Source organism: Streptosporangium nondiastaticum (genome assembly GCF_003011965.1).
GTDB classification, from domain to species: Bacteria; Actinomycetota; Actinomycetes; order Streptomycetales; family Streptomycetaceae; genus Streptomyces; species Streptomyces nondiastaticus.
This window is the reverse complement of sequence record NZ_PXWG01000063.1, coordinates 1-25,509: the sequence shown is the minus strand read 5'-3', so window position 1 is coordinate 25,509 and position 25,509 is coordinate 1. Positions and strand designations below refer to the sequence as shown.

The window sequence follows — 25,509 nt, the reverse complement described above, 5'->3', positions numbered from 1 at the left end:
CCAGTAGGCAAAGGACGCGTAAACGCGAGGAGGCGGCGACGTTGGGGCGGCTCACCGGCGGGGACCCGTCCCTGCTGCGGCGGATCAACTCGGCCGTCGTGCTGCACGCGCTCCGCACGGCAGCGTCGCCGGCGTCCCCGCTGGCCGCCGCGCCCACCCTCACGGACCTGGTCAAGGTCACCGGCCTGTCCCGGCCGACCGTCGAGGGCGTGGTCGAGGGCCTGATGGAGTCCGGCCTGGTGGTGGAGGCCCCCGCGGAGGAGGGCGAGGCCCGGCGCCAGGGCCGGCCCGCGCGCCGCTTCCGCTTCCGCGTCGAGGCGGGCCACCTGCTCGGCATCGAGATCGGGCCGCACCGGATCGCCGCCCTGATGGCCGACCTGAGCGGGCGCGTCACGGGTTCGGCGTCCGTGGACGTCGCCGAGAAGGCCCCGGCGGACGAGCGGCTGGACCGCGTGCGGGACGCCGTCGCCGACCTGCTGGCGCGCTCGGGCGTGCCGCGCAGCGGGCTGCGCGCCGTCGGCGTGGCCACCCCGGGCATCGTCGAGGCCGACGGCACGGTCCGGCTGGGCACGGCGCTCCCCGGCTGGACGGGCCTGCCGCTGGGGGAGCGCCTGCGCCGCTCGTTCCGCTGCCCGGTGCTGGTGGAGAACGACGCGAACGCGGCCGCGGTGGCCGAGCACTGGAAGGGCGCGGCCACCGGGTCCGACGACGTCGTGTTCGTTCTGGCGGGGCTCAGCCCCGGGGCCGGCTCGCTGATCGGCGGGCGGCTGCACCGCGGCTTCGGGGGCGCGGCCGGCGAGATCGGCGCGCTGCACCTGCTGGGCCGCGAGGCCACGCCGGAGGAAGTGCTGTCCACGACGGGGGAGCCGCTGCACCCGCTGGACGAGGCGCAGGTGGCGCGGGTCTTCGCGCTGGCGCGCGAGGGCGACGAGGGGGCCGCGGCGGCCGTGGAGCGCTTCATGCGCAGGCTGGTGCACGACGTGGCCGCGCTGGTACTGGCCCTGGACCCCGAGCTGGTCGTCGTCGGAGGCTGGGCGGCGGGACTCAGCGGCGTCCTGGAACCGCTGCGCGCGGAACTGTCCCGCTACTGCCTGCGGCCGCCGCAGGTGGTGCAGTCGATGCTCGGCGAGGCGGCGGTGGCCACGGGGGCGCTGCGCTTGGCCCTCGACCACGTGGAGAAGCAGCTGTTCGCGGTGGAGAGCACGGTCACGGCACGCCGCTGACACGTCCGGACCAAGCGCCTGCCGAGACGACGCCGGTCGTGGCGGCGCGGAACCGCACCTCACCCGGGCGCGTACGAAAAAATGCCCGCCGCGATGGCGAGGGCCCGGCGGAATACGAGCCCACTGCGACGGTACGTCCAGGACGCGTCGTCGGCCGCGCTGCTCAGCCGACAGCGGAGCCGCATCTCCTAAGGGCCTGCCCGACCCAAATGGCCCGCCGCAACGGCGACGAGCCACGACGGCGAGCCCCCGGCGGAATGCGAGCCCACCGGGACCGTACGTCCGAGGCGCCGGTCTAGCCCGCGGCGAGGAGCTGCACCCCGGTCTCACCGAAGGTGAGCCGGCAGGTGTCCGCCCGGTACGTCGCCACGGCCACCGCCGCGGTCGCGCCCTCGGCGAAGTAGCGCGTGGTGACGAGGAGGACGGGCGCGCCGGGGAGCCGGTCGAGCTGTTTGGCGTCCTCGGCGCGGGCCGAGCCCAGCTCGACCGCGCGGTCCTGGCCCTCCAGGGCGAGGCGCTGGAGCTCGCGCAGGACCGTCCGGGCGCGGGCGGCGCCCGATGCGGTGTCGATCGCGGCGAGGCCCGGGACGGAGTGCCCCGGCACGTAGAGCAGCTCGGCGGCCACGGGCTGGCCGTGCGTCCGGCGGATCCGGCGGACGGTGTGCACCGGGCGCCCGGCGGGCGTGCCGAGCAGCCGGGCGACGGCCGCGGGCGGAGCCGCCTCCAGGCAGTCGACGGCCTGCCAGGAGTCCGCGGCGGTGCCCGGCCAGGCCTGCTCGGCGTCACCGACGGCCACGCCCACGCGGGGCGGGGCGACGGTGGTGCCGACGCCGCGGCGGCGCTGCAGCCGCCCTTCGAGCTCCAGTTGTTCGAGCGCCTGCCGGAGCGTGGCCCGTGCGACGCCGAACCGGGCGGCGAGCTCCCGCTCGTTCGGCAGGATCTCACCCACCGCGAACTCGGAGTCGAGCGCCTCGCTGAGCACGGTCTTCAGGTGCCAGTACTTCGGCTCCGGCACCGTGTCGAGCTGCGTGGTCCCCACCCTGTTCCTCCGCAAAGCATTTTGCGCGCTTCTTTATTAAAGGTTGTTGCAGTATGGCGACCATAGGACGGTGCTCGGACTTGGTCAAGACCAATGCCCCGATTACCGTACGGGCGTAAGACGGTGGAAGACAGCGGGCGAAGGACGAGGGGGCGGGGCGCCATGGATCAGGTCACGGTGGTCACGGGAGGCGGCCGGGGGATCGGCGCGGCGGTCGCGGTGCGGCTGGCGCGGGCGGGCCACAGCGTGGGCATCGGCTACGAGCACGCGCGCGAGGCCGCCGAGGCGACGGCCGAAGCCGTGCGCGCCGAGGGCGTCCGGTGCGTGGTCGTCCAGGCCGACACCAGCGTGGAGAGCCAGGTCGACAAGCTGTTCGACACGGTGCGCGCGGAGCTGGGCCCGGTCACGGGCCTGGTGAACAACGCCGGCGTCACGGGCCTGCTCGGCCGGTTCACCGAGACGCCGGTGGAGCGGATGCGCCGCGTCGTCGACGTGAACGTGACGGGTGCTCTGATCTGCGCCCGCCGCGCGGCCCTGGAGATGTCGGCCCGGCACGGCGGCCACGGCGGCGCGATAGTGAACATCTCCTCGGCCGCGGCCACCCTCGGCAGCCCCGGCGAGTATGTGCACTACGCGGCGAGCAAGGCGGCCGTGGACGCGATGACCGTGGGACTGTCCAAGGAGCTCGCCGAGGACGGCGTGCGCGTCAACTCCGTGCAGCCCGGGCTGATCGTCACGGACATCCACGCGGCGATGGGCGACCCCGACCGGCCGGCGCGCAAGGCGGCCGTCGTGCCCATGGGCCGCGCCGGCACGCCCGACGAGGTCGCGGGGGCGGTGGCGTGGCTGATGTCGCCGGAGGCGTCGTACACGACGGGCGCGGTGCTGCGCGTGGGCGGCGGCCTGTAGCGTCCGGCTAGCCGGTCAGGCCGCTGAGCTTGTCGGGGTTGCGCACGAGGTAGACCGTCGTGATCCGGCCGTCCGCCACGTCGAGGCTGAACGCGGTGTCGGGGCGTCCCCCGGACAGGACGAGGAGGCCCGGACGGCCGTTGATCTCCATGAAACGGGCCTCCGCCCCCGGCAGGGGCTGCCGGGCCACCGCGTGCAGGAAGCGCCCGACCTTGTCCGCGGTCTCGATGACGCGCAGCGGCGCCTTGGACTTGCCGCCGCTGTCGCCGACGAGCCGGACGTCGGGAGCGAGCAGCTCCAGCAGGCTCCCGATGCTGCCGCCCGTGGCCGCCGCCAGGAACTTCTCGGTGAGGTCGCGCTGCTCGGCCGGGTCCACGGTGAAGCGCGGCCTGCGCTCGTCGACATGGCGGCGGGCCCGGCTCGCGAGCTGCCGCACGGACGCCTCCGAGCGGTCGAGAGTGACGGCGATCTCGCCGAAGGGGAAGCCGAAGGCCTCCCGCAGCACGAAGACCGCCCGCTCCAGCGGTGACAGGGACTCCAGGACCACGAGCACGGCGAGCGAGACGGAGTCCGCCAGCACCGCCCGCTCGGCGGTGTCCGGGACGGCCGGGCCGTAGTCGGTGGCGATCGGCTCGGGCAGCCAGGGGCCCACGTACGCCTCGCGCCGCGCCTGGACCTGGCGCAGCCGGTCGACGGCCAGCCGGGTGGTGACCCGGACGAGGTAGCCGCGCGGGTCGCGCACCTCCTCCCGGTCCGCGCCGGACCAGCGCAGCCACGCCTCCTGGACGACGTCCTCGGCGTCGGTGACGCGGCCGAGCATGCGGTAGGCCACCCCCGTGAGGACGGAGCGGTGTTCCTCGAAGGCGCCGAGCGCGGCGTCACGTGCGGTCACCGGCTCATCGTACGGCTCTTCGCACAGGGTCTACCCTGCGGTAACTCTTACTGACATCCTGTCTCAATACCTCACCGGTCACCCCAGGATGACGAGGAGCCACCCATGGCCGACACGGTCGTCTTCCCCATCGACACCCCCGCCGGACGGCGGACGGCGGAGGTGTCCTACGAACGGCTCGGCGGCGGGGAGCCGCTGGTGCTCCTGCACGGCATCGGCCACCACCTGCAGGCGTGGGACCCGGTCACGGGCATCCTCGCCGCGGAGCGCGACGTCATCGCCGTCGACCTGCCCGGCTTCGGCGACTCGCCCGCGCTGCCGGACGGCGTCACCTACGACCTGCCCGGCGTGGTCCCCGTCCTCAGAGCGCTCTTCGAGGCCCTGGGCCTGGACCGGCCGCACGTCGCGGGCAACTCCCTCGGCGGGCTGCTGGCCCTGCAGCTCGCGCACGAGAAGCTCGTGCGGACCGCGGTCACCCTCTCGCCCGCCGGCTTCTGGACCGAGGCCGAGCGCCGCTACGCCTTCGCCGTGCTGCGCGCGATGCGGCGCGGCGCCGAGTCGCTGCCCCCGCAGGCCGTCGCCCGGCTGGCCCGCACGACCGCCGGGCGCGCGGCGCTGACCGGCACCATCTACGCCCGCCCGGGCCGCCGTTCGCCCGACGCCGTGATGGCCGAGACGCGGGCGCTGCGCGAGGCCACCGGCTTCGCACCCACCCTCGCCGCGGGCCGGACCGGCCTCTTCACCCACGACATCGCGGACGTCCCCGTGACCGTCGCGTGGGGCACGCGCGACCGGCTGCTGCCGCGCCGCCAGGGCGTCCGGGCCAAGCAGGTGATCCCCGGAGCGCGCCTGGTCCGGCTGCCCGGCTGCGGGCACGTGCCCATGAACGACGCCCCGGCGCTCGTGGCGAGGGTCATCCTCGACGCCACGCGCTGAACGCCGGCGCGCCTGCGATCGAGTCTGCCCGGCGGGGAGGGTCCGGCGGAATGGACGGGCCCCTCGGCCGGTGATCCGCCGGAAAATCCCTACGCGTTGGACCAGTCGCGCGTGGACAGCACCAGGCGGTAGCCGTCGGGGTCCTCGACCGTGACGCCCCACCTGTCCCAGTAGGGGTTGTGGGCCTCGACGCGCCTGCCGCCGTGCGCCTCCAGGCGGTCGACGAGCTCCTGCGGTACCTCCTCGGCGACGTAGACGACGAGAAGGTCCTCCACGGTGGGCGCGGGACGGACGAACTCGCCCTCCGAGACGACCAGTTCGAGGTGCCAGCCCGCGTCCGGCCAGCCCAGCATCAGCAGCGAGTGGTCCTCCCTGGGCGGGGCGTCCGGGGCCGCCTCGTGCCGATAGAGCACCGAGAGGCCGAGCCCCCCGGTCCAGAACCGCTCCGCCGCCGCGAGGTCGCGGGACGGGCGGGCGATGCGCACATGGGCCTTTCCGTCGACAGGCACGCCGTTTCTCCTTCGCTCGGGAACACCGGACGATCTCCGTCTGACCTGCACGGATATCATCGACCGGACAGCCCGTGGGCCGTCAATGGGGCCACCGGGCAGCCCAGCGCCTCAGGAGAGCCATGCCGTCCGCCCAGCCCCGCGTCCTCTACGTCACCGACCTCGCCTACCCGGCGCGCGGGCGCAGGTACTGCGACGAGGACATCTTCCTGTCCTCCCGGCTGCGCGAGGACTTCGACGTCGCCCTGTGCCACCCGCTCGACGCCGCCGCGCTGATGGACGCCTTCGACGCCGTCGTGGTCCGCAACAGCGGGCCCGTGCTGCACTACCAGGCCGCGTACGACGACTTCGCGCGCCGCGCGGCCGAGGGCGGTGTGCGCGTCTACAACCAGCTGACCGGCAAGGCCGACATGGCCGGCAAGCAGTACCTGCTGGACCTCACCGCCGCCGGCCACCCCGTCATCCCGACCGTCGACCGCGCCGAGGACACCGGTCTGCTGCCCGCCGCCGACGAGTACGTGGTCAAGCCGAAGCTCGGCGCGGACTCCATAGGCCTGCGCTTCGTTCCGCGCGAGGAGCTCGCGGACCTCTCCTACGACGGTGTCCTCGTCCAGCCGCGGATCCGTTTCCGCTACGAGGTGTCGTTCTACTTCGTCGACGACGCCTTCCAGTACGCCCTCCACGCGCCCGACCCCGGCCGCCGCTGGGAGCTCGTGCCGTACGAGCCCACCGCGGAGGACCTGGCCTTCGCGCAGCGCTTCGTCGAGTGGAACGGGATCGAGCACGGCATCCAGCGCGTGGACGCCTGCCGCGCCCCGGGGGGCGAGCTCCTGCTGGTCGAGCTGGAGGACCTCAACCCGTACCTGTCCCTGGACCTCGTGGCCCCGGAGACGCGCGACGCCTTCGTCGCCGCCTTCAAGGCCGCCCTGCACCGGCTGCTGGAGAGCTGAGCAGCCGGGGGACGGACCTCTACGGCCTCTGCGGGCGGCGGGAGCCTATGGCTGCGCCCGCAGCCACCCCGTCACGTCGCCGGTCCCGGCCCCGCCGGCCGGCGGCGACACCCAGAACGCACGGCCCTCGTCCGCGCTGAAGTGCGCGCCCGCCCGCCCGTCACCGGACGAGCGGCCCGTGAGGCGGCGCCCGATCCACGGCACGAGGTGCTCGCGGGTGAAGCGGGCGTCGGAGGCGCGGCGCGCCGCCCAGCCCGGGCGGACGGCCGGGGGCAGGGGGGCGCGCCAGTCGTCCTCCGGCTCGTGGCCGAGCGCCTGCCACATGGCCTCGGCCACCCGCCGGTGTCCCTCGGCGTTCAGGTGCAGGCGGTCGTCGGCCCACAGCCGCGCGTCGCCCAGCACCTCGGCGCCGAAGAGGTCCACGACCACGGCCCCGTGCCGCTCCGCCAGCGCCTCGACGAACGAGAAGAGCTGCTCCATGCGGGGGCGGAACCGCTCCAGGACCGGGCCGCGCCGGCCGGGGCTGCGCATCAGCACCAGCTGCTTGCAGCTCGGCGCGAGCCGCTCCGCGGCCTCCGCCAGCCGGGCGCACACCGCGTCGACGTCGCACTTGGGCCGCAGCACGTCGTTCAGGCCGCCGACCAGCGTCACCAGGTCCGCGCCCAGCGCGGCGGCCGGCGCGGACTGCTCGTCCGCGATCTGGCCGATCAGCTTGCCGCGCACGGCGAGGTTCGCGTAGCGGAAGCCGGGGTGGCGGGCCGCCAGCCGTGCGGCGAGGAGGTCGGCCCAGCCCCGGTAGGAGCCGTCCGGCAGCCCGTCGGACATGCCCTCGGTGAAGGAGTCCCCGACCGCGACAAAACTGGTGTACGTGGCATTCATCTGCATGGCGCGGGCGATCCTACTCCTCCGGCCCGATCCCCCGGAAGCGCCGCGTCCCCCTGCCGGCCCGCAGGCAGGGGGACAGGGGGACACGGTCGTTCAGGTTGTACGGTCAGATCACTTGCAGGTCGCGATTCCGATGGCGAGGCCGCCGAGGGCACCGGGCATCGCTCCGGCGCCGCCCGCCTCGATGGTGCCCACGAACCCCCCGATGATTCCGGCGACCATCTTGTCCCTGATGCAGTTCAGCTTCTTGTCCTTGTCCTCATCCTTGTCGGCGGAGGCGGTACGCAGCGCAAGGACCGTCTTCTTTGCGAGGGCCGTCTTCGCAGCCACGGTGCCGACCGGGGTGGGGTCCGCGGTGCCGACGGAGAAGACCGGCGGGGTCACGGTGCCTTCGATGGTGCTTCCGGTGACGCCGTCGATGATCTGGGTGACTTTGTTCCCGTCGACGGACGTGTTGATCTTGTGGGTGGTGCCGTCGGTGGCCTTGACCGTTCCGGGAAGAATCGTCGCGATCGTGCTGCCGTCGCTGTCGTCGATGGCCCGTACACCGCCCTTGTAGGCGGTCAGGTGGGTGCCCTTCGGCATGTCCACGGTGTTCGTCGTGGTCGCGGCGAGGGCGGCGGGCTTGACGTCCGGGCTGCCGGTGCCTGTGCCGGTGCCGGGTGCGGTCGTGCTGGTGCGGGCGACGTACATGGTGGATCCGGCCGCCGAGTTGATGACGGGGACGGTGACGGTCGCGTCCGTGGTCCACGGCTGGTTGTCGGTGTCGAAGGTCCACGTGCCGGTGACCTTCTTGCCGACGGCGGCGAAGTCGACCCATCCGTAGCTCTTGGCCGGGACGTCGATCGCGATGCCGTTCACGGTGGTCTCGTCGGAGGTGTAGGTCTGCGTCGCGGTGAGCTGGCTGGAGATCATGGCCTGGACCGGGGTGGAGACACCGACGGAGGTCGACACGCCCGCGGAGTACGTCTGTGCCCAGCCGGAGTGGTAGATCGTGGTGAAGACCTGCTTCATGGTGCCGCTGGTGTCGTTGTACCAGACCGACGAGGCGGGCTGGCGCGGCAGGACCTCGGGCTGCCCCTCGGACTTCTGCGTCCACGAGCAGGTGGAGGTCTTCTTGGAGCACAGGTCGGCGTAGTAGTCGAGGGCGAGCTTCCGCGCCTCGGCCGCCTTCGACGCGGGGACCGTCCATTCCTGGCTCGCGCTGCCGTTGCAGACGTTGGGCTGGGCGAGAATGCCCCACAGGTGGAGCCCGCCCCGGTTGTCCATGCACCACTCAGTGCCGCTGCGGTCGTCGCGGCGGACGATGCCGAAGGTGTTGGGCTTGCCGTCGACGGGGCGGAAGTTCCACTGCTCGCCGTCCTTGCCGCAGGACTGCTGAACGGCGGGCTGGGTGGCGTAGATGCACTTCCCGGAGGAGGTGCTGGCGATGTTGAACGTGCCGGGGGCGCCGAGCTTGATCAGCCGCCAGTCCCGGTAGTTGGTGCCGTCGGGAGTGACAGAGATCTGGTTTCCATCGTTGTTGCCGGTCGCGTTGAGGGTGCCGTCCGGATTGGTGAACGTCCAGGCATCGGAGTCCGCGGCCTGCGCGGTGGTGGCGGTGGCGATGACGCCGGCGCCGGTGGTGAGCATGAGCAGGGCGAGGAACGGGGCAGCTATGAGGCGTCTGACGCCCTTGGGGTGTCTAAGCATGTGACCTTCCCTGGTGACTCCGTGAACTTCCTGTGAAGCATGACGAGCCTATGAAGACCCCGGACACATCGTCCGCCCCTTTGATCATTTGGCCTGATATCGGCCACGGGGTGGCCGCAGTCCTCACGCCACGAGTTTGCACGGGCTGATGAAATCGGACTGAAAACACGGAAGATGACGGGGAGTGCCCTCGTACCTCGTGGCCGCCGCCCGCCCGCAGGGCGGAGGCGGGTCAGGAGAGGCGGAAGGCGGTGGCCAGCATGCTCATCTGGGCCCTCAGGAGGGTTCGGGCGTGGTGGCCCATGCCCGTGTACTGGCCGGACACTTCCAGGTGGGCGGTGCCGTGCAGGTGGGACCAAGCGAGCACCGGGCCGGCAAGGGCGCAGCCCGCGTTCGGGTCGTCGGGGGTGAGGCCGGCGTACTCGCCCAGCCAGTCGGCGGCCGTTTCGTCCTGGTGCAGCCAGGTGGTCATTTCGTCGACGACCGACTGGACCGTATCGGTGGGCCGGCCGGCGGCGAAGACCTTCACGAAGGGGCCCATGCCGGCGCGGGCGCGGCGCACTGTGTCGGGCGGGGCGGCGTAGCCGGGGATCGGGTTGCCCTGGATCAGCAGGTAACGGTGGGGTTCGGTGATGGCCCAGTCGAGGTGGGCATCGGCCAGGCGGTGCAGGGCGGCGGCGGGACTGTCGGGCAGGTCGGCGGCCGCGTGCCGGATCGCGGCGGCGATGTCGTCGTAGGCGTCCCGGACCAGGGCGTGGAGCAGGTCGTCGCGGCCGGCGAAGTACCGGTACAGGGCCGGGCCGGACAGCCCGATCTCCTTGGCGATGCGGGTGAGGGCCACGGCGGAGGCTCCGCCCTCGGCCAGCTGCGCCAGGGCGATCTCCTTGATCTGGGCGCGGGTCTGCTCCCGGTAGCGGACCCGGGGGCTGGATGCTGCGGCGGCCATGACGGTCCTCCTGTGCTGTCTGTCCGGTGTCCCGGGTCCGGAGAACTCGGTAGACCTTGCCCGAACCGCACCCGGGAGAGTTATGGTGTCTAACAGATGTGATTCATCGTAACGCACAGGCCGCCTCGCGCGGATAACAGCCGTACGAAGAGCCGGAGGACATCTCTCATGAATGCCGCTGATTTCCACGTCGTCCTGGGTGCGGGCCCCGCGGGCACCGCCGTTGCCACCGAACTCGCCCGCCGTGGGCACGGGGTCCGTCTCGTCGACCGCTCGGGGGCCGGGGAGCCCATCGACGGAGTCGAACGTCGCAGGGGCGATGTGAGCACCATCGAGGGAGCGCTGACGGCGATCGAGGGCGCCGGTGTCGTCTACCACTGCGTGAATGTCGCCTATCACCTGCAGGTCGAGGTGATGCCCGGCATCCAGGACGCGATCCTCGGCGCGGTGGAGACCGCCGGGGCGCGCCTCGTCGTCCTTGACACCCTCTACCCCTACGGCAAAACCCACGGTCAGGTCATGACCGAAGACACCCCCTGGAACGCGACCGGTGCCAAGGGCAGGATGCGGGCCGCCCTCGACGAGAAGTACCTGGCCGCGCACCGTGACGGCCGGGCCCGTGTCGTGCTCGGCCGCTCGGCGGACTTCGTCGGCCCCGGCGTGCTCAACTCCACCCTGGGCGGCGCCGTCTTCCCCGGCGCCCTGACCGGAACCGACGTGCTGGGCCTGGGTGACATCGACCTGCCTCACAGCTACACCGACATCCGCGACGTCGCCGCCGGCCTGGCCACCCTGGGGGAACGTCCCGACGGCGACGGCCGCGTCTGGCACCTGCCCACCGCTCCCACCCGGTCCACCCGCGAGATCTTCCAGCAGATCGAGCGGAAGGTCGGGCAGCCCCTGAAGATCACCATCATGAGCGAGCCGCGCCCCTTCGGGCCGTTCGACGAGGTGTTCATAGACTCCTACGCCGAGCTGTTCTACCAGCACACCGAACCGCAGGTGATGGACTCCACCGCGATCCAGGAGACCTTCGGTATCAAGCCGGTCGCCTTCGACGCGACCCTGGACGACACCCTCGCCTGGTACCAGGCCTTCCTTGCCCGGGCCCGGCACTGACCGCGGACACCGGAGCCCTCTGAACCCTGCAACGCTGCGGTTGAGCACCAGCCCGGTCTTGCAGTGAGCGCGGGCTCGCTGCAAGACCGGGCCGAATGCGTCAACAGCGTCCGCGCGGGCCGGGGCGGCCGAGGGCGCCGTCGGTGCGCGTTACTGCGCCGGGCGGCCCACCAGTTCGCGCAGCAGGTCCTCCAGGGTGACGAGGCCGGCCAGCTTGCCGTCCTCGCCTATCACCGCGGCGAGGTGCGTGCCCGTGCCCCGCATCGTGGTGATGGCGTCGTCCAGCGGCGTCGTCGCCGGGACCGTCGCGATCCGGCGCATCCGCTGCAGCGGGAAGGGGAAGTCCCGCGGCCGGGCGTCCAGGGCGTCCTTCACGTGCAGGTAGCCCAGGAGGCGGCCCGCCGTGTCCACCACCGGGAACCGCGAGAACCCGGAGTCGGCCGCCAGCCGCTCCAGCCCCTCGGGGGTGACGCCCAGGGGCGCCGAGACCACCCGTTCGACGGGCGTGACCACGTCCCGCACCGGGCGCTTGCCCAGCTCCAGGGCGTCGCGCAGCCGCTCCGTGGCCCGCGAGTCGAGCAGGCCGGCCGCGCTGGAGTCGGCGACGATCCGCGCGAGCTGGTCGTCCGAGTACGTCGCCGCCACCTCGTCCTTCGGCTCCACCCGCAACAGCTTCAGCAGGCCGTTGGCGAAGGAGTTGATGGCGAAGACGAACGGGCGCAGCGCCCGCGCCAGGGCGACCAGCGGCGGGCCGAGCCGCAGGGCGGTGCGCACCGGCTCGGCCAGCGCGATGTTCTTCGGCACCATCTCGCCGAACAGCATGTGCAGGTACGTCGCCACGGCCAGCGCGATGACGAACGAGATGGGGTGCACCAGGCCGTGCGGCACGCCGAGCACGTCGAAGACGGGCTCCAGCAGGTGGGCGATCGCGGGCTCGGCGACCACGCCCAGGACCAGTGTGCACAGCGTGATGCCGAGCTGGGCCGCGGCCATCAGCGCCGAGATGTGCCGCAGGCCCCACAGGACGCTGCGGGCGCGCCGGTCGCCCCGGTCGGCGTACGGCTCGATCTGGCTGCGGCGCACCGAGATCAGGGCGAACTCCGCGCCCACGAAGAAGGCGTTGACGACGAGCGTCGCCAGGCCGATCAGCAACTGGACGAACGTCATCGGCCGGCCTCCGGGACCTCGGTGCCGGTGCCGGTGCCCGCGTCCGCGGGCGGCCCGGTCAGGCGGACGCGGGCCGCGCGGTGCCCGGTCGCGTCGACGACGTCGACGCGCCAGCCCGCGACCTCCACGGTGTCGCCCCGGACGGGGATCCGGCCGAGCTCGGTGGCGACGAGACCGGCCAGGGTCTCGTACGGCCCGTCCGGCGCGCGCAGCCCGATGATCTCCAGCTGGTCGGTGCGGGCCGCGCCGTCCGCGTCGTACAGGGGGCGGCCGCCGGGGTCCGTGCCGGTGGGCGCGAGGTCGGGCACCTCGCGGGGGTCGTGCTCGTCGCGGACCTCGCCGACGACCTCCTCCACGATGTCCTCCAGGGTGACGACGCCGGCGGTGCCGCCGTACTCGTCGATGACGACGGCCATCGTGCGCTTGCCCGACAGCCGGTCCAGGAGCCGGTCCACCGTCAGCGACTCCGGTACGAGCAGGGGCTCGCGCAGGATCGAGGCGACGGGGTGGCGGGGGCGCCGGTCGGCGGGTATCGCCAGCACGTCCTTGATGTGGGCGATGCCGACGACCGTGTCGAGGTTGTTGCGGTAGACGGGGAAGCGGGACAGGCCGGTCGCGCGGGTGGCGTTCGCGACGTCCTCCGCGGTGGCCTGGGCGTCCAGGGCGATGACCTGGACGCGGGGCGTCATCACGTTCTCCGCCGTGAGGTCGGCGAGGCTCAGGGTCCGCACGAACAGCTCGGCGGCGTCCGCCTCCAGGGTGCCCTCCTTGGCGGAGTGGCGGGCGAGCGCGGCCAGCTCCTGCGGGCCGCGCGCCGAGGCCAGCTCCTCGGCGGGTTCCAGGCCCATCCGGTGCAGGGTCCGGTTCGCGGTGTTGTTCAGGTGCCGGATCAGCGGGCGGAACGCGGCGGAGAACGCGCGCTGCGGGCCCGCGACCCGCTTGGCGACCGGCAGCGGCCGGGAGATCGCCCAGTTCTTCGGAACGAGCTCGCCGACCACCATCAGCACGACGGTGGACAGCACCGTGGCCAGCACCAGGGCCGTCGAGGAGGCCGCGGCGGCGCCGAGGCCGATCGCCTCCATCGGGCCCGTGAGCAGCGCCGCGATGGACGGCTTGGAGATCATGCCGATGATCAGGCCGGTGACGGTGATGCCGAGCTGGGCGCCGGAGAGCTGGAAGGTGAGGCTGCGCACGGCCTGGATCGCGCCCGCCGCGCCGCGCTCGCCGTTCTCGGCGGCGCGCTCGAGGTCGGCGCGCTCGACGGTGGTGAGCGAGAACTCCGCCGCGACGAAGACGGCGCAGGCCAGCGTCAGCAGCAGGGCGACCACCAGCAGGACTACCTCGGTCATCGGTTCACCTCCGTTCCATGATCGGACGGAGGGACGGGGACCGCGCGATGTCGGCTGCGGGGGCTACTGGGAGGCTCGCCCATGGGCGGACGCTCACACCTTTCATGTCGTACGGGAAGCTGTCCACCCATGGTAAAGGACCGGCAAAAGCCCCCGGTGCCGAGCGGAGCCCCTCAGCGGAGGGGCTCAAGCGTGACTCAGGGGAGGGGGCTCACGCGCGACCGCCCGCCGGACTCGCCGGACCCGCAGAACCCGCCGGGCCCGGTACGGCGGGCCGTCTGGCCACGCCCAGGACGCAGGGCGAGGCCGGGGTCGGCACCCGGGTCTGCGGGACCCGCAGCCGGCTGTACGCGCCGAGCTCGAACCCCGCCGCCTCGATCGACGCCAGCGGATCCCGCGCCGTGTGACACCCGCCGAACAGCACCGGCCAGACCGTCCGGTCCAGCGCGTACTGGGTGACCGCCAGAGCCCGGCCCTCCGCCCGCCCGTGCTCGAAGAACCGCAGCTCACCGCCCGGCCGGAGCACCCGCCGCAGCTCCGCCAGCGCGCGCCGCACATCCCGTACGGAGCACAGCACCAGCGAGGTCACCGCCGCGTCGAACGCCTCGCTCTTCACCGGCAGCGCCTCGGCCGCGCCCGGCACCACGTCCACCGGCACGCCCGCCCGCACCGCCGCCTCCACCGCGATCCGGCGCAGGCCGCGCTCCGGCTCGATCGCCACCACCTCGGAGACCGTCGGCGGGTAGAAGGGGAAGTTCAGGCCGTTCCCCGCGCCGATCTCGATCACCCGGCCCGACAGGCCGGCCAGCAGCTCGCGCCGGTGCTCGCCGATGCCCGCCCGCTCGTCGATGATCGGGCTCACCTTCGCGTAGAAGCGGGCGAAGACCGGATGGTGCACGGCGTCGTGCGGCAACCTGGTGCTCCGAAGCGGCGGCATGGCACACACCCCTTTCCGGGGACGACGGCTACCGCGATTGTTCCCCGGCCGGACCGGCTCGCACCGTCGCCGCGCCGCAAGCTCCGCTGCTGTCGCGGCAGTTGGGGCGGGCGGGGTGCGTGAGGCGGCCGTGGCGAGTGGGGTCAGCGGTGGGCCGCGGTGAAGCCTTCGGCGTCCCAGGCGCCGGACAGCTCCGGCGCCAGCCAGGTGAGGGCCGCCGTGCGGAACGCCTCCGGCGGGAGGGCGCCCGCGCCCTCCGGGACCGCGCCCAGCAGCGGGGCGCCGGCCGCCTCCGGCAGGTCGGCGAGGTTGCAGCGCATCGCCAGGTCCGGGGCGGCCGGCCAGCTGCCGATCACGACGCCCGCGCAGCGCAGGCCCCGCGCGTCCAGCGCCTCCGCGGTGAGGGCGGTCGTGTTGAGGGTGCCGAGGCCGGCCTGCGCGACGAGCAGGACCGGTGCGCCGAGCAGGCGTGCAGCGTCCGCGAGGGTCGCGCCGTCCTCGTCCAGGCGGACGAGGAGGCCGCCGGCGCCCTCGACGAGGACCAGGTCGTGGCTCTCCGCGAGCCGCGCGGCCGCCTCCGCGATCTCCGGCGGGCGCACGGGGGAGAGGCCCGCCCGGGCCGCGGCCGTGCCCGGCGCGAGCGGCTCGGGGAACCGCGCGAGCTCCTCCCCGGTCACCGCGTCCCCCGCGAGCCGCCGCACCTCGGCGACGTCGCCGGGCTCGCCCGGGGCGACACCGGTCTGCGCGGGCTTGAGCACGGCGACGCTACGGCCCGCGGCACGCGCCGCCGCCGCGACGGCCGCGGTGACGATGGTCTTGCCGACCTCGGTGCCGGTCCCTGTGACGACGAGTACGGACATGAGCGTCCTCAGCCTTCTCTCTTTTGCTCCTGGTCACTGGCCGAGGGCTGTCCGGCACCGCCGGGCTGCGCCGTCTCGGCCGAGCGCCGCTGCGGCGGAAAACAAGATGCGCAGCAGCGCTGTATTCCTCCGCCGCAGCGGTGATCAGCCACCGTGGTGCTGTCCGGCGGTGCCGGACGGGCCTCGCCCCGGCCTCGCCGGTGCGGCCCGCGTCACGCGACGCGGGCCGCCGCGCACACCGCCGCGCACACCCGGGCCACGTCCTCGTCGTCCGTCACGTACGGCGGCATCACGTACAGCAGGTCACGGAACGGCCGGATCCAGACGCCTTCGCGGACGGCCGCCCGTGTCGCCGCCGGGACGTCGGCCTCGTGGTCGAGCTGGACGACGCCGATCGCGCCGAGCACCCGGACGTCCCGGACGCCGGGCAGCGACGCCGCCTCGGCGAGGCCGTCCCGCAGGCCCGCCTCGATCCGCTTGACCTCCGTCTGCCAGTCCTGGCCGAGGAGGAGGTCGATCGAGGCGCACGCGACCGCCGCGGCGAGCGGGTTGCCCATGAACGTCGGACCGTGCGCCAGCACCGGCACCTCGCCCCGCGAGATGCCGTCCGCGACCCGCGTCGTGCACAGGGTCGCCGCCATCGTCAGATAGCCGCCGGTGAGCGCCTTGCCGAGGCACATCACGTCGGGCGTGACGTCGGCGTGCTCGGCCGCGAACAGCCGGCCCGTACGGCCGAAGCCGGTGGCGATCTCGTCGAAGACGAGGAGCACGTCGTGCTCGTCGCACGCTTCGCGCAGGACCCGCAGGAACTCCGGGTCGTGGAAGCGCATCCCGCCCGCGCCCTGCACGACCGGTTCGACGATGACCGCCGCGACCTCGTGCGCATGGGCCGCGACCGTCTCGCGCAAGTGCGCCGCGTACGCCCGTACGGTCTCGGGGTCGCCGGACGGGGCCGGCGGAGCGTCCGCGAAGACCTGTTTCGGGAGCGCCCCGGACCACAGCTCGTGCATCCCGCCGTCGGGGTCGCACACGGCCATCGGCTGCCACGTGTCCCCGTGGTAGCCGCCGCGCCACGTCATCAGCCGGCGCTTCTCCGGCCGCCCGGCCGAGCGCCAGTACTGCAGGCACATCTTGACGGCCACCTCGACCGACACCGAGCCGGAGTCGGTGAGGAAGACGTGTTCCAGGCCCTCGGGGGTGATCTCCACGAGCCGGGCGGCGAGCCGCACGGCGGGCTCGTGGGTGAGCCCGCCGAACATCACGTGGCTCATCCGCCCGAGCTGCGCCCGCGCGGCCTCGTTGAGGACGGGGTGGTTGTAGCCGTGGACGGCGGACCACCACGACGACATCCCGTCGATCAGCTCGTCCACGCCCCAGGCCGGCTCGGCGAGCCGCAGCCGCACCCCCGACGCGGACGCGACGAGCAGCGGCTCCTGGCGGCCCGGCATCGGACCGTAGGGGTGCCACACGTGCTGCCGGTCGAGGGCGAGGAGCTCACCGGCGGTCAGCGGCTCAGGCATTGGGCGGCAGGTCCGTGCCCGCGCCCCGGCGCCGCACGGCGACCAGGTCCGTACGCGCGTCCTGGTCGGCGACGGCAGCGGCCTCGGGGGCAGCGGCCTCGACGGCAGCGGCCTCGGGGGCAGCGGCCTCGACGGAAGCGGCCTCGGGGGAGTCGTCCCCGCAGGGCCCGCACGAGCCCCCGCCGCAGCCCGCGGCGGCCGCGACGGCGTCCGCCCGGTGCGCCGGAAGGGTCGTCTCGCCCGCGCCCTCCACCTCGAACCCGGCGTCCGCGATCATGTCCAGGTCGGCCTTGCCCTCCTGGCCCTCGCTGGTCAGGTAGTCGCCGAGGAAGATCGAGTTGACCAGGTGCAGGGCGAGCGGCTGCATCGACCGCAGGTGCACCTCGCGCCCGCCGGCCAGCCGGACCTCCACGTCCGGGCAGACGAACCGCACCATGGCCAGGATGCGCAGCGCCCGCTGCGGCGTGAGGTTCCACTCCTTGGCCAGCGGCGTGCCCTCGAAGGGGATGAGGAAGTTCACCGGCACGGAGTCCGGGTCCAGCGCGCGCAGCGAGAAGACGACGTCGACCAGGTCCTCGTCGCTCTCGCCCATGCCCGCGATCAGGCCGGAGCAGGCGGACATGCCCGCCGCCTGGGCCTGCTGCACGGTGTCGACGCGGTCGGCGTAGGTGTGGGTGGTGGTGATGCCGCCGTAGGTGGCTTCCGAGGTGTTGAGGTTGTGGTTGTAGGCGTCGGCGCCCGCGGCGCGCAGCCGCTCGGCCTGTCCGGCGGAGAGCAGCCCGAGGCACGCGCACACCTCGACGTCCTCGTTCTGCTCCTTGATCGCCTCGATGGTCTTCGAGACGCGGTCGATGTCCCGGTCCGTGGGCCCGCGCCCGCTGGCGACCAGGCAGACCCGCTTCGCGCCGCCCGCGACACCGGCCGCGGCGGCCTTGGAGGCGTCCTCCGGCTTGAGCCAGGTGTACTTGAGGATCTCGGCCTTGGAGCCGAGCCGCTGCGAGCAGTACGAGCAGTCCTCGGGGCAGAGCCCCGACTTCAGGTTGACGAGGTAGTTGAGCTTCACCCGGCGCCCGAACCACTTGCGGCGCACCTTGCCGGCCGCGGCCACCACGTCGAGCAGGTCGTCGTCGGAGGTCGCCAGTACGGCGAGCGCCTCTTCACGGGTCGGCAGCTCGCGCCGCAGCCCCTTGTCCACCAGCGTGTTCAGCAGGTCCATGGCGGTGATCCTCGCTCACGGCCGCGTCCCCGGCCAAGGTAGGGATTACACAACAGGGGCTGATTGATGTGTGTGTATTGCCACACCCTGACCAGGAGTGACGGCCGCTACGTTCTAGGGAGGTTCTATCCGGGCTCCACAGAAGCACCGGCGGAACCTGCCCCCAGCTCCCCGGAACGCGAAGGACGGCCGCATGCCTCAGGACGACGCCTTCGGCTGGATCGACGCCCACCACGAGCGGCGCCTCGCGGCCGGTCTCGTACGGACCCTGCGGCCGCGGGGGGCCGACGCGCCGCTGGTGGACCTGGCGGGCAACGACTACCTCGGCCTCACCCGCCACCCGGAGGTCACCGAGGCCGCCGCGGCGGCCGCCCGGCAGTGGGGAGCGGGCGCGACCGGTTCCCGCCTGGTCACCGGAAGCACCGCCCTGCACGCGCGGCTGGAGGAGGAGCTCGCCGCGTTCTGCGGCTTCGAGGCGGCGCTCGTGTTCTCCTCCGGCTACACCGCCAACCTCGCCGCCGTCACCGCGCTCGCCGGCCCGGGCGGCGGAGCCGGCGGGGGCCTGCTCGTCTCCGACGAGGGCAACCACGCCTCGCTGATCGACGGCTGCCGGCTCGCCCGCGCCGAGAAGGCGATCGTGCCGCACGCCGACCCCGCCGCCGTCCGCAAGACCCTCGCCGCGCACGCCGGCAGCGCCCTGGCCGTCACCGACTCCGTCTTCTCCGTCGACGGCGACGCGGCGCCGCTGACCGCCCTGGCCGCGGCGTGCCGCGAGCACGGCGCGGCGCTGCTCGTGGACGACGCGCACGGGCTCGGCGTCCTCGGCGAGGGCGGCCGCGGCGCGGTGCACGCGGCGGGGCTCGCGGGCGATCCCGACGTCGTCGCCACGGTCACCCTGTCGAAGTCGCTCGGCAGCCAGGGCGGTGCGGTGCTCGGCCCCGCGCGTGTGATCCGGCACCTCGTGAGCAACGCCCGGACGTTCATCTTCGACACCGGGCTCGCCCCGGCGGCGGCCGGCGCCGCGCTGGCGGCCCTCACGGTGCTGCGCCGCGAGCCGCAGCGCGCGGCCCGCGTCCGGGAGATCGCCGCCGAGCTGCACCGCAGGATCGTGGCGGCGGGCTTCCAGGCGGTGCGGCCCGACGCGGCGGTGGTGTCCGTCCGCGCGCCCTCGCCGGAGGCGGCCGTGCGGTGGGCGGCGGACTGCCGGGAGGCCGGCTTCGCGGTCGGCTGCTTCCGGCCGCCGTCCGTGCCGGACGGCGTCTCACGGCTGCGGCTGACCGCCCGGGCGGACCTGTCGGACGGACAGGTGACGGCGGCGGCCGACGCGATCGTGCGGACCGCGCCGGCCGTGTGAGCCCGCGGCGGTCCTAGTGGAGGCCGGCGCGCAGCCCTTCGACGAAGCAGGCCCACGAGGCGGAGCGGAAGAGCAGGGCGGGACCGGCCGTGTTCTTGGAGTCGCGCACGGCGAGGAGGCTGCCGGGGAGCGGCCCGGCCGTCTCGACGCAGTTGTTGTATCCGGTGCTGTAGCTACTGCGCCGCCACGAGGCGCCGCGGAGAAGCGAAGGGGCGGCAGGTACGTACCGAGGCATTGCGGACATGGTGCCTCCTTACGCGCCGTCGTTGATCCCGGCGATGAATTCCAGTGAGTTCTCGTGCGAGAGCGCGTGTTCGCGCAGCGTCGTGAATGCCGCGCCGTACGCCCGGAGGTCTTCTTTCCGCTCCAGGTAGAGGCTACTCGTCAAGTGGTCGAGAACAACCACATCCAGATCAGCAATGCGCGGAAATGAGAAGATAACAAAAGGTCCGGTGATGCCGATATGGCCGCCGCTGGAGAACGGCAGGACGTGCAACCGCACGTGCCGCAGCGACCCCGTCTCCACCAGATGCCGCAACTGCCCGGCCATGACCTCCGGCCCGCCCACCTCATGGCGCAGTACCGCCTCGTCCAGCACGGCGCACACCTCCAGCGGCCGCTCGCCCCGCAGCACCGCCTGCCGCGCCATGCGCACCCGCACCAGCTCCTCGACCTGTTCCGGGGCGGGATCGCCCAGCGCCGCGCGCGTCACGGCCCGGGCGTAGGCGGGCGTCTGCAGCAGGCCGGGCACCACGGTGGTCTCCAGGGTGCTTAACCGCGACGCCTCCGACTCCAGGCTGATGAAGTCCAGATAGGCGGGCGGCAGCCGGTCGCGGTAGGCGTACCACCAGCCGCGCCGGGCCCCCGCGCCCTCGCCCGGCACGGGCGATCCCGCGCCGCACAGCGCCCCCAGCAGCGCGCGCAGTTCGGGGTCGGTGACCCCGTAGGCGTCCAGGAGCCGGGCCACGTCCGCCGGTTTCACGCCACTGGCGCCCGTCTCGATCCGGCTGACCTTCGACTGGTGCCAGCCCACCGCGCGGGCGGCCTCCAGGCTCGTCAGCCCGGCCAGTTCGCGCTGGCGGCGCAGCTCCGCGCCCAGCTTGCGGCGGCGCACCGCAGGTCCGTACCGCATTCGGCCCTGCCCTCCCCTAGATCACTGTCACTGTCACTGTCATACGTCAGTGTCAATAGCCCAGTGTGCCGGGCGAATACGGTCGCTCGTCGTAGAGTTCACCGCTTTGAGCGACAGATATATGCATATCTTGGTGGATCGCTCCCATCACAGGCGTTATCAGTGGCAGGCTGTCGCCCAGAGCCGCCCGAGGCCGCTCACGACCCCCACTGACGTACGGCATGCTCCCTGACCGCCGGTGCACGGGGGTCCGGCTTTCGGCGGGACCTCGGCTGAAAGGGCCACCGCCATGGCAGCAGACCACCAAGAAGCCACCGTCACCCTGCCGAGCGCCCCCGGCTCGGTGTCCACGGCGCGGCGCTATGTCGCGGGGGTGCTGGCCGACTGGGGGCTGCCGGGCGGGACGGACACCGCCGAGACCGTGCGCCTGATCGTCTCGGAGCTCGCCACCAACGCCGTGCAGCACACCCGGGGACAGTCGCCCACCTTCACCGTGGACGTCCGCCTCGACCGCGACCAGCAGCTGCGCATCGGGGTCACGGACAGCCACCCCCGCTTTCCCCGGCGGCTGCCCGCCGCGGTCCAGCAGGACAACGGCCGCGGCATGGTGATCATTCGCTGTCTCACCGCGGAGTACGGAGGCCGGCTGTTCTTCACGCCGACCTCCGACGGCGGCAAGACGGTGTGGATCTCCCTCCCCTGGACCGTGCCGGTCAGCGCCGAGCGCTGAACTCCCCTCCGGCCGGCCAGGCCCCCCGCACGGGGTGCGGGGGGCCTCGGACTCCTTCGGGGCGGTCCCGGGCCCGTTCGTCCGGGGACCCGGGGATCAGCGGATCAGTCGACCCGGCCGTAGAGGACGCTGTTGGTCCAGATCCGCTCCAGGCGGACGACCGCGCCCGTCTTGGGCGCGTGCCAGATCCTCCCGTCCCCGGCGTATATCCCGACGTGGTAGATCCCGCGCCCGGAGATGAAGAAGACCAGGTCGCCGCGTTCGCGTGCGGAGCGCGGGATGTGCTGCGTGCTGTTGTACTGCTGGGCGGCGGTGCGGGGCAGGGACTTGCCGGCCCGCTTGAAGGAGTAGAGCGTGAGGCCCGAGCAGTCGAACCGGTGGGGTCCGGTCGCTCCCCACTGGTACGGGGAGCCCTGCTTCGAGGCCGCGATCCGGAGTGCCGTGGTGGAGACGGAAGACGCCTCCGCCTCTGCCGCGCCGCCCGGGGCCAGCACCGTGGCACCGACTGCGGCGAGAGTGAGGGCCGATGCGGCACCGGCCCTGGACAGCTTCGACGGACGTTTGTGCGCGCCCATGCGCTAACCCTTCGTCAGCCGCCTGTGAAGGATGACCTGTCGGGTTCGGGCAGGCGAAGGTTGCCCGGCCGTCGTAACGGCTTCACCCCAAGGGCCGACCGCACTACTCTTGGTCGTCCCACCACTCTTGGGTCCTCCATCCCTGCCGTGCACTCAAGTCGACCCGGCATCCCGTCGGCGGCAGGGTTCGGCGTCCGCCGGGACCGCCCCGCCGGGGTGGCGGGGTCTTGTCGTCGCAGGGATCTTGGCGCAGCCGTCGTGCGGATTCCGAGCGGAACCAGGGGTATGTGAGGCTGATCACTTCTGGGCAATTCCGGTGGACACAGGGCGAATTGGTGATGTCGGCCCAAGCCGGCTGAGGCGCTGGCCTGCGGCGGTTCGTACCCGGCCGGGCGCAATCCGGCCGTCCGCCCCAATTCGATCACCGCGCCCCGTCTACGCCGTGATCCTCCATGGGGCGGAGCCGGGTTTATTCGCGTGCGGACCCCCGGCCCTCCGGCGCACATGGCGCGGAGATCCCTTCGCCCCCGGCGCTCTGCGCCGGAGCCCCGTACCGCCCGCGTCGGCACGGCCCGTTCACATCTCCCGTTCGCCCGGTTCGCACACGCCTGCGAACCGCGCCGCGGCCCCGGCGCGGCGACGGCGGCGTCTGCGGTGCCCGTAGCCGGCGGTACGTGTCGTGCGGACGGACGGCCATGATCCGGCCCAGATGATCCAGTAGATGCATGCGACAGCGGGCCCGCAGTGCTCTGGCCATGACAACGCAAAGAGTGAGTTAACGCGTTGGAAAAGGTTCGGCCCTAATCTGCAATCCCTGGCCCCCGGCCGAAGAACCCCAGGTCAACACCGTGTTGAACTTCGGGTGGCGGCCCGGTGTGTCCATCCGGGACCCCCGGGACGACAGTGAGGTGGCACGCATGCAACTCTCCCCACGCGAGCAGGAACGCCTGCTCCTCCACGTGGCGGCCGACGTCGCCGCGCGCCGCAAGGCCCGCGGTCTGCTCCTCAACCACCCCGAGGCGGTGGCCCTCATCACCGTGCACGTCCTGGAAGGCGCCCGGGACGGCCGCACCGTCGCCGAGCTCATGTCCTCCGGACGCAAGGTGCTCACCCGGGGCGAGGTCATGGAGGGCATCCCCGAGATGATCCCCGACGTCCAGGTCGAGGCCACCTTCCCCGACGGCACCAAGCTCGTCACCGTCCACGATCCCATCTGCTGAAGGGGCGGACCGATGATCCCCGGAGAGATCCTGCACGCCGCCGGGCCCGTGGCCCTCAACCAGGGCCTGCACCGCACCCGGCTCACCGTGCTCAACGCCGCCGACCGCCCCGTGCAGGTCGGCTCGCACTACCACTTCGCCGAGGCCAACCCCGGCCTCGACTTCGACCGGGCCGCGGCCCGCGGCAAGCGCCTCGACATCGCCGCGGGCACCGCCGTCCGCTTCGAGCCGGGCATCCCCGTCCAGGTCGACCTCGTGCCCATCGGCGGCAAGCGCATCGTCGAGGGATTGCGCGGCGAGTGCGGGGGACCGCTCGATGAGTGAGCTCAGCCGCGTCGCCTACGCCGACCTCTACGGGCCGACCGCCGGCGACCGCGTCCGCCTCGCCGACACCGGCCTCGTCGTCGAGATCGAGGAGGACCGCAGCGGCGGCCCCGGCCACGCCGGCGACGAGGCCGTCTTCGGCGGCGGCAAGGTCATCCGCGAGTCCATGGGCCAGTCCCGCGCGACCCGCGCCGACGGAGCCCCCGACACCGTCATCACCGGCGCGCTCGTCCTCGACCACTGGGGAATCGTCAAGGCCGACGTCGGGATCCGCGACGGCCGCATCACCGGCATCGGCAAGGCCGGCAACCCCGACACCATGGACGGCGTCCACCCCGACCTCGTCATCGGCCCCGAGACCGAGATCATCGCCGGCAACGGGAAGATTCTCACCGCCGGCGCCGTCGACGCCCACGTCCACTTCATCTGCCCGCAGGCCGCCGACGAGGCCCTCGCCTCCGGCGTCACCACCCTCCTCGGGGGAGGCACCGGGCCCGCCGAGGGCAGCAAGGCCACCACCATCACCCCCGGCGCCTGGCACCTCGCCCGGATGTTCGAGGCCATGGAGGGCTACCCCGTCAACATCGGCCTGCTGGGCAAGGGCAACACCGTCTCGTACGACTCGATGCGCGCCCAGCTGCGGGCCGGGGCCGTCGGCTTCAAGATCCACGAGGACTGGGGGGCGACGCCCGCCGCCATCGACGCCTGCCTCGCCGTGTGCGAGGAGAGCGGCGCCCAGCTCGCCATCCACACCGACACCCTCAACGAGGCCGGCTTCGTCGGCGACACCCTCGCCGCCATAGCCGGCCGCTCCATCCACGCCTACCACACCGAAGGCGCCGGCGGCGGGCACGCGCCCGACATCATCACCGTCGTCTCCGAGGCCAACGTCCTGCCCAGCTCCACCAACCCCACCCGGCCGCACACCGTCAACACCGTCGACGAACACCTCGACATGCTGATGGTCTGCCACCACCTCAACCCGGCCGTCCCCGAAGACCTCGCCTTCGCCGAATCCCGCATCCGGCCGGGCACCATCGCCGCCGAGGACGTCCTGCACGACCTCGGAGCCATATCCATCATCTCCTCCGACTCCCAGGCCATGGGCCGCATCGGGGAGGTCGTCCTGCGCACCTGGCAGACCGCGCACGTGATGAAGGCACGGCGCGGAGCCCTGCCCGGCGACGGCCCCGCCGACAACGCACGGGCCCGGCGCTACGTCGCCAAATACACCATCAACCCCGCCGTCGCGCAGGGCCTCGACCACGAGATCGGCTCCGTCGAACAGGGCAAGCTCGCCGACCTCGTGCTCTGGGACCCCGCCTTCTTCGGCGTGCGCCCGCAGCTCGTCATCAAGGGCGGCCAGATCGCCTACGCGCAGATGGGCGACGCCAACGCGTCCATCCCCACCCCGCAACCCGTCCTGCCCCGGCCCATGTTCGGCGCCCACGGCCGCGCGCCCGCCTCCAACTCCCTCAACTTCGTCACCCAGTGGGCCATGGACGACGGGCTCCCGGAGCGGCTGGGGCTCGGCAAGCGGTTCGTTCCCATACGGTCCACGCGCGGCGTGACCAAGGCGGACATGCGCAACAACGACGCCAGGCCGAGGGTCGAGGTCGACCCCGACACGTTCACCGTCACCGTCGACGGCGAAGTCATCGAACCGCGGCCGACGGCGGAACTGCCGATGGCCCAGCGCTACTTCCTGTTCTGATGAGCACGACGACCGAGACCGCGGAGTCCCCCGCACCCCCGGCACGGGCCGGGACGGTGACGGGTGGCTTCGCCGCCCTCCTCGTCCTCGCGGACGGGCGCTTCCCCGCCGGAGGGCACGCGCACTCCGGCGGGGCGGAGGCCGCCGTCAAAGCCGGGCGGATCACCGACGGGCCGACCCTTGAGGAGTTCTGCCGGGGGCGGCTGCACACCGCCGGGCTCACCGCGGCCGCCCTCGCCGCGGCGGCCGCGGCCGGGCTCGACCCGCTCGCCCTCGACGACGCCGCGGACGCCCGCACCCCCGCGCCCGCC

25 protein-coding genes, 1 pseudogene and 1 riboswitch are annotated in these 25,509 nt (G+C 73.1%); of the genes and pseudogenes, 11 read left to right on the top strand and 15 right to left on the bottom strand.

The window, feature by feature from the left end:
• Positions 1–41 precede the first annotated feature (41 nt).
• A complete protein-coding gene (locus B7P34_RS21515; RefSeq protein ID WP_106678851.1) occupies positions 42–1,223 on the top strand; it encodes an ROK family protein in 1,182 nt (393 codons plus the stop codon).
• Between the two features lie 295 nt (positions 1,224–1,518).
• On the opposite strand, the gene B7P34_RS21510 is transcribed toward B7P34_RS21515, so the two are convergent.
• Complete coding sequence (locus tag B7P34_RS21510; RefSeq protein ID WP_106678849.1) at positions 1,519–2,262, bottom strand: GntR family transcriptional regulator; 744 nt, start codon at positions 2,260–2,262, stop codon at positions 1,519–1,521.
• Positions 2,263–2,424: 162 nt separating this feature from the next.
• Between B7P34_RS21510 and B7P34_RS21505 the strand changes: the two genes are divergently transcribed.
• Positions 2,425–3,171 carry an SDR family oxidoreductase gene (locus B7P34_RS21505; protein ID WP_106678847.1) on the top strand — a complete coding sequence of 249 codons (747 nt, stop codon included), beginning with the start codon at positions 2,425–2,427 and terminating at the stop codon, positions 3,169–3,171.
• Positions 3,172–3,178: 7 nt separating this feature from the next.
• Here the strand turns inward: B7P34_RS21505 and B7P34_RS21500 are convergent, their stop codons facing one another.
• Positions 3,179–4,063, bottom strand: coding sequence for an RNA polymerase sigma-70 factor (locus tag B7P34_RS21500; protein ID WP_106678845.1), 885 nt, complete (start codon positions 4,061–4,063; stop codon positions 3,179–3,181).
• A gap of 105 nt (positions 4,064–4,168) precedes the next feature.
• Between B7P34_RS21500 and B7P34_RS21495 the strand changes: the two genes are divergently transcribed.
• Complete coding sequence (locus B7P34_RS21495; protein ID WP_106678843.1) at positions 4,169–4,999, top strand: alpha/beta fold hydrolase; 831 nt, start codon at positions 4,169–4,171, stop codon at positions 4,997–4,999.
• An 89-nt stretch (positions 5,000–5,088) separates the two neighbouring features.
• On the opposite strand, the gene B7P34_RS21490 is transcribed toward B7P34_RS21495, so the two are convergent.
• Positions 5,089–5,508, bottom strand: coding sequence for a VOC family protein (locus B7P34_RS21490; RefSeq protein WP_106678841.1), 420 nt, complete (start codon positions 5,506–5,508; stop codon positions 5,089–5,091).
• A 122-nt stretch (positions 5,509–5,630) separates the two neighbouring features.
• On the opposite strand from B7P34_RS21490, the gene B7P34_RS21485 reads away from it, so the two are divergent.
• Positions 5,631–6,458 carry a hypothetical protein gene (locus B7P34_RS21485; protein ID WP_106678839.1) on the top strand — a complete coding sequence of 276 codons (828 nt, stop codon included), beginning with the start codon at positions 5,631–5,633 and terminating at the stop codon, positions 6,456–6,458.
• A gap of 45 nt (positions 6,459–6,503) precedes the next feature.
• Here B7P34_RS21485 and B7P34_RS21480 read toward each other — a convergent pair whose 3' ends face one another.
• From B7P34_RS21480 to B7P34_RS21470, 3 genes are all read right to left on the bottom strand, one after another.
• Positions 6,504–7,343, bottom strand: coding sequence for an SGNH/GDSL hydrolase family protein (locus tag B7P34_RS21480; protein ID WP_106678837.1), 840 nt, complete (start codon positions 7,341–7,343; stop codon positions 6,504–6,506).
• Positions 7,344–7,454: 111 nt separating this feature from the next.
• On the bottom strand, positions 7,455–9,035 hold the full coding sequence (locus tag B7P34_RS21475) for an RICIN domain-containing protein (protein ID WP_106678835.1): 1,581 nt from the start codon (positions 9,033–9,035) through the stop codon (positions 7,455–7,457).
• A gap of 232 nt (positions 9,036–9,267) precedes the next feature.
• The gene (locus tag B7P34_RS21470; RefSeq protein ID WP_106678833.1) at positions 9,268–9,981 is read right to left on the bottom strand and encodes a TetR/AcrR family transcriptional regulator; all 714 of its coding nucleotides are present in this window, start codon (positions 9,979–9,981) and stop codon (positions 9,268–9,270) included.
• A 168-nt stretch (positions 9,982–10,149) separates the two neighbouring features.
• Here B7P34_RS21470 and B7P34_RS21465 point away from each other — a divergent pair, with 168 nt between their 5' ends.
• A complete protein-coding gene (locus B7P34_RS21465; RefSeq protein WP_106678831.1) occupies positions 10,150–11,100 on the top strand; it encodes an NAD-dependent epimerase/dehydratase family protein in 951 nt (316 codons plus the stop codon).
• Positions 11,101–11,250: 150 nt separating this feature from the next.
• On the opposite strand, the gene B7P34_RS21460 is transcribed toward B7P34_RS21465, so the two are convergent.
• The 6 genes from B7P34_RS21460 to bioB form a co-directional block, all read right to left on the bottom strand.
• Complete coding sequence (locus B7P34_RS21460; RefSeq protein ID WP_106678829.1) at positions 11,251–12,267, bottom strand: hemolysin family protein; 1,017 nt, start codon at positions 12,265–12,267, stop codon at positions 11,251–11,253.
• Positions 12,264–13,616: a hemolysin family protein gene (locus B7P34_RS21455; RefSeq protein WP_106678827.1), complete on the bottom strand. Its 1,353-nt coding sequence runs from the start codon at positions 13,614–13,616 to the stop codon at positions 12,264–12,266. Before B7P34_RS21455 ends, B7P34_RS21460 begins: the two co-directional genes overlap by 4 nt.
• Positions 13,617–13,827: 211 nt before the next feature.
• Positions 13,828–14,553, bottom strand: a complete 726-nt coding sequence (locus B7P34_RS21450; RefSeq protein WP_106678825.1) for a class I SAM-dependent methyltransferase — start codon at positions 14,551–14,553, stop codon at positions 13,828–13,830.
• A gap of 143 nt (positions 14,554–14,696) precedes the next feature.
• Positions 14,697–15,413, bottom strand: coding sequence for a dethiobiotin synthase (bioD, locus tag B7P34_RS21445; RefSeq protein WP_106678823.1), 717 nt, complete (start codon positions 15,411–15,413; stop codon positions 14,697–14,699).
• Positions 15,414–15,625: 212 nt separating this feature from the next.
• Entirely contained in the window at positions 15,626–16,933 is a 1,308-nt protein-coding gene (locus B7P34_RS21440; protein ID WP_106678821.1) for an adenosylmethionine--8-amino-7-oxononanoate transaminase, read from the bottom strand.
• Positions 16,926–18,149, bottom strand: coding sequence for a biotin synthase BioB (gene bioB, locus B7P34_RS21435; protein WP_106678819.1), 1,224 nt, complete (start codon positions 18,147–18,149; stop codon positions 16,926–16,928). The genes B7P34_RS21440 and bioB overlap by 8 nt, the downstream gene beginning before the upstream one ends.
• 193 nt (positions 18,150–18,342) lie before the next feature.
• On the opposite strand from bioB, the gene B7P34_RS21430 reads away from it, so the two are divergent.
• Positions 18,343–19,503, top strand: coding sequence for an 8-amino-7-oxononanoate synthase (locus tag B7P34_RS21430; RefSeq protein ID WP_106678817.1), 1,161 nt, complete (start codon positions 18,343–18,345; stop codon positions 19,501–19,503).
• Between the two features lie 13 nt (positions 19,504–19,516).
• On the opposite strand, the gene B7P34_RS21425 is transcribed toward B7P34_RS21430, so the two are convergent.
• Together B7P34_RS21425 and B7P34_RS21420 are read right to left on the bottom strand one after the other, a co-directional pair.
• Entirely contained in the window at positions 19,517–19,747 is a 231-nt protein-coding gene (locus B7P34_RS21425; RefSeq protein ID WP_106678816.1) for a DUF397 domain-containing protein, read from the bottom strand.
• Between the two features lie 9 nt (positions 19,748–19,756).
• Positions 19,757–20,635: a helix-turn-helix domain-containing protein gene (locus B7P34_RS21420; RefSeq protein ID WP_106678814.1), complete on the bottom strand. Its 879-nt coding sequence runs from the start codon at positions 20,633–20,635 to the stop codon at positions 19,757–19,759.
• A gap of 289 nt (positions 20,636–20,924) precedes the next feature.
• Between B7P34_RS21420 and B7P34_RS21415 the strand changes: the two genes are divergently transcribed.
• Positions 20,925–21,365: an ATP-binding protein gene (locus tag B7P34_RS21415; protein ID WP_106678811.1), complete on the top strand. Its 441-nt coding sequence runs from the start codon at positions 20,925–20,927 to the stop codon at positions 21,363–21,365.
• Positions 21,366–21,469: 104 nt separating this feature from the next.
• Here B7P34_RS21415 and B7P34_RS21410 read toward each other — a convergent pair whose 3' ends face one another.
• Positions 21,470–21,940 carry a C40 family peptidase gene (locus tag B7P34_RS21410; RefSeq protein ID WP_106678809.1) on the bottom strand — a complete coding sequence of 157 codons (471 nt, stop codon included), beginning with the start codon at positions 21,938–21,940 and terminating at the stop codon, positions 21,470–21,472.
• A gap of 4 nt (positions 21,941–21,944) precedes the next feature.
• Positions 21,945–22,119: riboswitch (cyclic di-AMP (ydaO/yuaA leader) on the bottom strand.
• 738 nt (positions 22,120–22,857) lie between these two features.
• Here B7P34_RS21410 and B7P34_RS21405 point away from each other — a divergent pair.
• The 4 genes and pseudogenes from B7P34_RS21405 to B7P34_RS21390 form a co-directional block, all read left to right on the top strand.
• Complete coding sequence (locus B7P34_RS21405; protein ID WP_106678867.1) at positions 22,858–23,160, top strand: urease subunit gamma; 303 nt, start codon at positions 22,858–22,860, stop codon at positions 23,158–23,160.
• Positions 23,161–23,172: 12 nt separating this feature from the next.
• Positions 23,173–23,484 carry an urease subunit beta gene (locus B7P34_RS21400; RefSeq protein WP_106678807.1) on the top strand — a complete coding sequence of 104 codons (312 nt, stop codon included), beginning with the start codon at positions 23,173–23,175 and terminating at the stop codon, positions 23,482–23,484.
• The gene (locus B7P34_RS21395; RefSeq protein ID WP_106678805.1) at positions 23,477–25,198 is read left to right on the top strand and encodes an urease subunit alpha; all 1,722 of its coding nucleotides are present in this window, start codon (positions 23,477–23,479) and stop codon (positions 25,196–25,198) included. Before B7P34_RS21400 ends, B7P34_RS21395 begins: the two co-directional genes overlap by 8 nt.
• Positions 25,198–25,509, top strand: a pseudogene (locus tag B7P34_RS21390) (hypothetical protein); the annotation flags it as partial. The gene B7P34_RS21395 and the pseudogene B7P34_RS21390, both read left to right, overlap by 1 nt.

Excerpts from the sequence above, each read along its gene's own strand:
- B7P34_RS21395 (WP_106678805.1), top strand. The coding sequence starts at position 23,477 with ATGAGTGAGCTCAGCCGCGTCGCCTACGCCGACCTCTACGGGCCGACC.
- B7P34_RS21485 (WP_106678839.1), top strand. The coding sequence starts at position 5,631 with ATGCCGTCCGCCCAGCCCCGCGTCCTCTACGTCACCGACCTCGCCTAC.
- B7P34_RS21505 (WP_106678847.1), top strand. The coding sequence starts at position 2,425 with ATGGATCAGGTCACGGTGGTCACGGGAGGCGGCCGGGGGATCGGCGCG.
- B7P34_RS21425 (WP_106678816.1), bottom strand. The coding sequence starts at position 19,747 with ATGTCCGCAATGCCTCGGTACGTACCTGCCGCCCCTTCGCTTCTCCGC.
- B7P34_RS21410 (WP_106678809.1), bottom strand. The coding sequence starts at position 21,940 with ATGGGCGCGCACAAACGTCCGTCGAAGCTGTCCAGGGCCGGTGCCGCA.
- B7P34_RS21480 (WP_106678837.1), bottom strand. The coding sequence starts at position 7,343 with ATGCAGATGAATGCCACGTACACCAGTTTTGTCGCGGTCGGGGACTCC.
- B7P34_RS21475 (WP_106678835.1), bottom strand. The coding sequence starts at position 9,035 with ATGCTTAGACACCCCAAGGGCGTCAGACGCCTCATAGCTGCCCCGTTC.
- B7P34_RS21405 (WP_106678867.1), top strand. The coding sequence starts at position 22,858 with ATGCAACTCTCCCCACGCGAGCAGGAACGCCTGCTCCTCCACGTGGCG.
- bioB (WP_106678819.1), bottom strand. The coding sequence starts at position 18,149 with ATGGACCTGCTGAACACGCTGGTGGACAAGGGGCTGCGGCGCGAGCTG.
- B7P34_RS21440 (WP_106678821.1), bottom strand. The coding sequence starts at position 16,933 with ATGCCTGAGCCGCTGACCGCCGGTGAGCTCCTCGCCCTCGACCGGCAG.
- B7P34_RS21450 (WP_106678825.1), bottom strand. The coding sequence starts at position 14,553 with ATGCCGCCGCTTCGGAGCACCAGGTTGCCGCACGACGCCGTGCACCAT.
- B7P34_RS21400 (WP_106678807.1), top strand. The coding sequence starts at position 23,173 with ATGATCCCCGGAGAGATCCTGCACGCCGCCGGGCCCGTGGCCCTCAAC.
- B7P34_RS21455 (WP_106678827.1), bottom strand. The coding sequence starts at position 13,616 with ATGACCGAGGTAGTCCTGCTGGTGGTCGCCCTGCTGCTGACGCTGGCC.
- B7P34_RS21430 (WP_106678817.1), top strand. The coding sequence starts at position 18,343 with ATGCCTCAGGACGACGCCTTCGGCTGGATCGACGCCCACCACGAGCGG.
- B7P34_RS21460 (WP_106678829.1), bottom strand. The coding sequence starts at position 12,267 with ATGACGTTCGTCCAGTTGCTGATCGGCCTGGCGACGCTCGTCGTCAAC.
- B7P34_RS21465 (WP_106678831.1), top strand. The coding sequence starts at position 10,150 with ATGAATGCCGCTGATTTCCACGTCGTCCTGGGTGCGGGCCCCGCGGGC.
- bioD (WP_106678823.1), bottom strand. The coding sequence starts at position 15,413 with ATGTCCGTACTCGTCGTCACAGGGACCGGCACCGAGGTCGGCAAGACC.
- B7P34_RS21415 (WP_106678811.1), top strand. The coding sequence starts at position 20,925 with ATGGCAGCAGACCACCAAGAAGCCACCGTCACCCTGCCGAGCGCCCCC.
- B7P34_RS21470 (WP_106678833.1), bottom strand. The coding sequence starts at position 9,981 with ATGGCCGCCGCAGCATCCAGCCCCCGGGTCCGCTACCGGGAGCAGACC.
- B7P34_RS21495 (WP_106678843.1), top strand. The coding sequence starts at position 4,169 with ATGGCCGACACGGTCGTCTTCCCCATCGACACCCCCGCCGGACGGCGG.
- B7P34_RS21420 (WP_106678814.1), bottom strand. The coding sequence starts at position 20,635 with ATGCGGTACGGACCTGCGGTGCGCCGCCGCAAGCTGGGCGCGGAGCTG.